Source organism: Alkalihalobacillus deserti (assembly GCF_020734105.1).
GTDB lineage: Bacteria > Bacillota > Bacilli > Bacillales > Bacillaceae_D > Halalkalibacter > Halalkalibacter deserti.
Map to the genome: position 1 here is coordinate 1 of NZ_JAJAFR010000047.1, position 5,597 is coordinate 5,597.

Genomic DNA, 5,597 nt, shown 5'->3' on the forward strand with positions numbered 1-5,597 from the left:
GCATTGGAGCGGATAATTGAACATAGGTCGGAATTCAAGCCATTGTTACACAACTAATAAAACTGATTTTAATAAGTTTAACAATCCCTATGAGGTAGCATTACTGGAACATCGGTAATGCTTTTTTTCTGTCAAATAATAGTTGCGGGTTAATCGAAGGGGAGTTATGGTACAATTTTACATAGCAGAATATTATAAGGAGATGTTTAGAATGAGAAAGTTAATGGTTTCGGTAGTTTTAATATTAATAATTTTATCTGGCTGTTCATCGGAAGCAAGTTTAACAAATGATGAGAAAGTCACTGAGCTTGTAAATAGTTATCTAGAGGCTTTAGAGTCCAAGGATATATCAGCTATGGTAAAATACACTGATGATTTAAGGTTTCCTAATAAAGAGGAACAAAAGAAACAGTATTCAAATATTGAGGAAGAAATTACTGATACAAAAATAGTAGAGATTAAGGAAATTAGTGAAACTGAATTTGAGGCTACTGTTGAAATCTCTTCTGATGGGAACATAAATGAACTTACATTCCCAATCCAAAAACAAGATGAAGACTGGAAAATTATCGTTGGACAAGACTTTTAGTTGTTCTTGTTCAACTAAAGGGTGGCGTTCCTACAATAAGTAGGGGCGCACTTTTCCTTTTATGCCATGCAAAAGGAAATTAATGTTAAAATTAAAGCAAAGGTTATTCAAGTAAAGGAGCATTTAGTACAGTAAAAAAACATTGAGAGAGGTGAGTGAAATAAGGTTTTTAGAAATAGCAGCCTCAATAACTATTGGAAGCATTATTATGTATATTGGTGTATTGCTAAATGAATTTATTTTACCAAACACATCTATCGTTACCTTATTGTTTGTAATTATTGCTGTTATTGTTGCTAATAAAATTGGCAAGAGCCTATCGAACGGGCTTGCTGCGTTTATATTATTATTTATTTTTTATTTTTACTTCACTAAGAATTTTGGAGAACCTGAAGAGCTTATGATGGATGACTTACTATTTTATCAAGCTTTAATCGCAGTTATAACTACTTTCGTCCTTGACCTACTCTCAAAAAACAAAGAAAAAACCAGTAGTATTTCTTCTTAAAGTAAAGGGTACGTTCCTTGCAATAAAAAAGGTACGTATTTCTTTTTTAAATCACACAAAAGGAATTTAATGTAACAGTTATTCAACTAAAGGAGCAGTAATGTTTAATAAGATACTGATTATCGGGGAATTTACAAATAAGTATTCTTTTTATTAAGGGATGGTTAAAATGGCACTGTTATTTCAATCACTTGGGTTTGGACTTTTATTTGGATTGGTTATATTTCTTGTAAATCACGATAAGCCAAAGAAACTTTTTATTTTTGTTAAATACTTTTTAATAGGCACAGGTGGATATTTTTTATATGATTAGATAATGAATAGTCTCTTTAAATAACATGGGTGCGATGGCTGAACAACAGTAATCACTGCTTGTGATAAAGAAGCAGTAATGTTGTGCGAAATGTTTCTAGCTTAAATTGAGGATGGTCACATCACTCTGGTAAAGGCTAGACAGTTCCTTTTGGAACTGAAGGATTATATCGAAGAGTCAAATGACAGAGTAACGTCTTGAAGGGCTCTCTCTTAGTCGAATAGCACTGAAGTTAGTAAGAATAACAGTGTTATAAGCTCGGCAAAAAGGCGTAAGAATTTACCGTAACAGTGATTTTAGCTGTCGAAAGCCTACCCGCGGGGGTGGTGTAAATCATGATGCTTGAGTTGATTGAATACGGTGAGAATGCTTAATCATCCTAAAATAATGGGATAAGCTGACGAACTTCTGAATGTACGGGTCTACACCCGCAATACATAGAAATGTGTATATCACCAAATTGTGAGGTTGGCAGTGGATGAGTAAAACTAACTAATATGAAAATCCATGATATGTTACAGGCATATGAACGGCTAACAGGCTTAAAGGAAGCGCCTAAGTTCTTTCTATAATAGATATAATTCAACGTTGTAAGCTGATAACGTGGAGGACTTACTCCCTATGAAACGTTGAAAATGTAAATAACACATGAAAAGTGAGCCACATGACAACTAAAAACTGAGCCACTTAAAGTTTGTGAATTGTATATAATACTCTATCCTACATCGGCTTTATATGGAGAGGCGGGCATGATACCCTTGCAGGGATGCGAAACCCCTACCTACTGCATGCTTTCGCAAAGAAGTCATGTCCGTAGAGGCTCCATGTCAAGCCTGTCCTCATTACAAAAGTTCAGCTGTAAGTTTGTGAAATTCGCCAAATTTAATTGGCTCAAAAAATGTTGCGAAATGGCTCACTTTTCAATTGCGAAATACAAAGGGAGCGATAACATCAAACCCTTACCTATCTGTATTAATAAAAGTTAGATACTAAAGACAACCTATATTATTAGGGGAGTGATAATAATGGATACAAAAAAAACACCAAGGAATATGAATATATGGTTTATCCTTTCACTAATCTGTTTCTTGTTGGGGATATTAGTCTGGCTTCCAAACATTATCTTTAATTATGGATATAGTTATTGGTTATTGACTTTTATTATAAATCCAATTGGCATTGTATTTGGAATAATCGGAAAGAGTAAATTTGGAATTATTTCAAATGCCATTATGACTTTTAGTTTTGTTATTTTTATGTTTATCGGATACTTAATTGTTGCAATTTTTGGAGGGAAACCATAACGATTTATCTTCAACTATCGGGTAGCTTGAACGAAAGAATGGGAGCTGTCGTAACGGTAGCTCCTTTGGCTTATTGCACTAACGTAGCAGGAGTGCGGCCGAGCCTAGGTCGTATCATATAGCGGGTGGGATTCCCGTCGAGTAAGAACTAGCCATTCACTCGTAGCGAGTCTTGGAGGGCTAAGGGTAACTTTAGTCTTTAAGCGTAGACAGTTAGGTGGCGGGCCGAAAGCCAATTGGTTGAAGGGATTGAGCTCCATAATGTTAGTAAATCGAGAGGGCTGATGTCTTTCCTGCGACAGAAAGCTACATTTTATCATTCGCTAAAGGCAAAGAAGGATAAAACCTCTCTGGAGTCAGAGACCTTGGCACGTTACACATTGATATGATACGGCAACTCGGGAGACCCTATCGGTCTTTTCTTTTTTTTAGAAGAGTATGGTGTACAAGTGATAACAAGCAAGGAAGTGTAGGGAGTCGGATAGCAGCGTAGTACCAATGAAGTTGGGTAATGCCGATGGAGGAAAGGCTGTTACCAGTTATCGCCCTTACTAGGGACACATTTACTACACTCAGAGGTAGGGATACTAAATGGAAACAGAACTACTAAGGATAGCGGAGTTAGCGAAATCTGATCCTAAAATGAAATTTACATCTATTGCACATCTATTAAGTAAGCAATCACTAGCGGATTGTCACCGTGAACTACCTAACAAGAAGGCACCAGGGATAAACGGCACAACCAAAGAGCAATACAATGAAAATCTGCAAGAAAACATAGAGGATTTAGTAGCTAGACTTAAAAGCAAAAGTTATCGTCCTGTTCCAGTAAGAAGAATGTATATTCCTAAGCTGAATTCAAACAAGAAAAGACCGCTGGGAATACCAGAACATGAAGATAAAATTGTTCAAAAAGGGATTACAAAGATACTAAATACTATCTATGAAAATGATTTTCTAGACTGCTCTTTTGGGTTCAGACCCAATCGTAGTTGCCACGATGCTTTAAAAATACTGAACCACTATATCGAAAAGAGGTCAGTAAACTATGTAGTAGATGTAGATATTAAAGGATTCTTTGACAATGTTGACCACAAGTGGATGATGGAGTTCCTAAAGCTGAGAATAGCTGACCCTAACCTACTAAGAATAATTGGCAGGTTTCTTAAAGGTGGATATATGGAGGAAGGTAAGAAGTACAAAACCGATAATGGTACACCGCAAGGTGGGGTGATTTCTCCAGTATTAGCCAACATATATCTCCATTATGTTCTTGACCTTTGGTTTGAGAAAAGGGTTAGAAAACAGTGTAAAGGACAGGCATTCATGGTGAGGTATGCAGATGATTTTGTGTGTTGTTTTCAATACAAGAGCGAAGCTCAAGAATTCTTTCAATCATTAATACTTAGGTTGTTGAAGTTCAACTTAGAAATAGCCGAGGATAAAACCAAAATCATACCATTTGGACGTTTTGCAGATAAAGAAGCAATACACAAGGGGATTAGTAAACCTGCAACCTTTGATTTCTTAGGTTTTACACACTATTGTGGGAAAAGTAAACAAGGGAAATTTCGTGTAAAACGGAAAACTAGTAGGAAGAAGGTCCAAGGCAAACTTAAAGAATCTAAAGAGTGGTTGAAGAACAATAGAAATGAAGATATTCATATGATTATGGATAGATTTAGGCGCTCTCTTGTAGGGTATTACAATTATTATTGCATTACAGATAATACCCCAAGTGTAAACAAATTTAGAGACAAAATCGGATACCTACTGTTCAAATGGCTTAACAGAAGAAGTCAGAGGAAATCATTTACTTGGGATAAATTCAGACTCTTTCTTACTAAATATCCATTACCTTACGCAAGAGTTAAGGTTAATATTTATGAATTAAGAAAAGAGATTAGCTATATTTTGTGAATGATAACTCGGAGGAGCCGTGTGCGTTAATAGCGCAAGCACGGTTCTGTGAGGGGGGAGAACACAATCAACCGAAAGGTGGAGAGGTTCTCTTCTACTCGACTTGTGCAATAGTTAAATCAAAGAATAAGTTAATTAGGAGGTTGTGGATATTGATTAAAAAACTGGATAACAAGAGAATGCTAATCATTTTATCTCTTATCCTAGTGTTCGTTATAGTTTTTATACTTAATAACTATTTAAACCCTAATATTGAAGCATCTATTAAAGATGAATATACTTGGATGGAAAATGTTCAGATTTTGCACACAGATTGGTATGGGAATAAAGGTTTAACATTTTTTGTAGCCGAGGGATTTTCCGATGATGAAGAACATTTTTGTAAAGGATATGTTAGTAAAAAGCTCTTCAATACAAAAACATCATGGGAAGGTTGTGTGCCACTCTCTAACAGCAAAAATGATGGAGCAAACGAAGGGGTTTATGGAACATCTGAGTTTTTCGGAAAGCCAATAATTAGTGGTTTTAACTTAGCCAATACACCAGTAAAAGTTCAGGGGCAAGAAGTTAAAACGTACACATATAATGACCTAAAAGCTTGGTATATTTTTTCTCCCCCTGCTGAGCCAAATTTTATGTATTGATAAGGGGTTTTCAATGAAATACAAAGATAATATATTCCACTAACGGGAGCAAGAGCGAAACAAGGAGTTGTCGGTGTGGCAGTTCCTATTTTATTATCGGAGCAGGTTACTCGAAGAAGGGTTTTCTTAAACTATAGAAGACGTTGTTATAGATGCTATATTAGAAGAGCCGTCATAAGACGTTCTTTTTTGGTTTCAGATCCATTGTTTTTTCATAGAAAAAGTTGAAACTTTTTTATAATATTTTCACTCTAATAAGCGGAAAGGAGGTTAAATTGATGAATGAACTTACACTAATTAAAAAGGCGATAAAAGGAAA

The 5,597-nt window shown here is 35.5% G+C and carries 6 protein-coding genes; all 6 read left to right on the forward strand.

The window, feature by feature from the left end:
- The first annotated feature begins 211 nt into the window (after window positions 1-211).
- The gene (locus LDX58_RS25265; protein ID WP_227940423.1) at window positions 212-589 is read left to right on the forward strand and encodes an outer membrane protein assembly factor BamD; all 378 of its coding nucleotides are present in this window, start codon (window positions 212-214) and stop codon (window positions 587-589) included.
- A gap of 208 nt (window positions 590-797) precedes the next feature.
- Entirely contained in the window at window positions 798-1,097 is a 300-nt protein-coding gene (locus LDX58_RS25270; RefSeq protein ID WP_227940424.1) for a hypothetical protein, read from the forward strand.
- 169 nt (window positions 1,098-1,266) lie between these two features.
- Window positions 1,267-1,410 carry a hypothetical protein gene (locus LDX58_RS25275; protein ID WP_227940426.1) on the forward strand — a complete coding sequence of 48 codons (144 nt, stop codon included), beginning with the start codon at window positions 1,267-1,269 and terminating at the stop codon, window positions 1,408-1,410.
- A gap of 1,025 nt (window positions 1,411-2,435) precedes the next feature.
- A complete protein-coding gene (locus LDX58_RS25280; protein ID WP_227940428.1) occupies window positions 2,436-2,714 on the forward strand; it encodes a hypothetical protein in 279 nt (92 codons plus the stop codon).
- A 591-nt stretch (window positions 2,715-3,305) separates the two neighbouring features.
- Window positions 3,306-4,634, forward strand: coding sequence for a group II intron reverse transcriptase/maturase (gene ltrA, locus LDX58_RS25285; protein WP_227940429.1), 1,329 nt, complete (start codon window positions 3,306-3,308; stop codon window positions 4,632-4,634).
- 152 nt (window positions 4,635-4,786) lie between these two features.
- The gene (locus LDX58_RS25290) at window positions 4,787-5,278 is read left to right on the forward strand and encodes a hypothetical protein (RefSeq protein WP_227940430.1); all 492 of its coding nucleotides are present in this window, start codon (window positions 4,787-4,789) and stop codon (window positions 5,276-5,278) included.
- Window positions 5,279-5,597: the final 319 nt, after the last annotated feature.